Origin of the sequence: Vibrio sp. 1641 (assembly GCF_033339995.1) — a bacterium.
GTDB lineage: Bacteria > Pseudomonadota > Gammaproteobacteria > Enterobacterales > Vibrionaceae > Vibrio > Vibrio alginolyticus.
The window spans coordinates 1-576 of the sequence record NZ_JAWOVP010000374.1 but is presented as its reverse complement, the minus strand read 5'-3'; the positions used below and the strand labels follow the sequence as shown (position 1 = coordinate 576).

General features: G+C 48.3%; 1 protein-coding gene. It reads right to left on the bottom strand.

Annotated features, from left to right (window positions below; all coding sequences use genetic code 11):
• A partial coding sequence (locus R7Z47_RS26060) for an N-acetylmuramic acid 6-phosphate etherase (protein ID WP_318130928.1) occupies positions 1-576 on the bottom strand: 576 nt, incomplete at both ends.

The window sequence follows — 576 nt, the reverse complement described above, 5'->3', positions numbered from 1 at the left end:
GTGCGGACTCGATATCAAGATCGGTCAAGATCATTAAGATTGCCAGTTTCACCTCATAATTGGTCTGCTTAAGTACCTCGGTTGCCTCTTCTTTAGTGCACTCCGTCGCCTGCATAACAATGCGAGCAGCACGCGCGACCAATTTGTTGTTGGTCGCTTTCACGTCCACCATCAAGTTTTGGTAGCTCTTTCCTAAACGGATCATACTTGCTGTAGTGAGCATGTTGAGCACCAACTTTTGAGCGGTGCCTGATTTTAAGCGAGTGGACCCCGTCAAGGCTTCTGGGCCAACAACGGGACTTATTGCGATATCAGCAATATCTGCGATAGGAGAATCCGGATTGCACGACAACGCAACGGTAGTTGCACCAATCGTATTCGCGTATTCCAAACCGCCAATCACATAAGGTGTACGACCACTTGCTGCGATTCCTACCAGTACATCATTGCTGCTGAAGTCGATATCCTTTAAATCTTGCTCACCAAGTTGAGGTGAGTCTTCTGCACCTTCTTTGGCTTTTAGTATCGCTTCTGGGCCACCAGCGATAAGGCCGATCACCATTTTGTCCGATACGC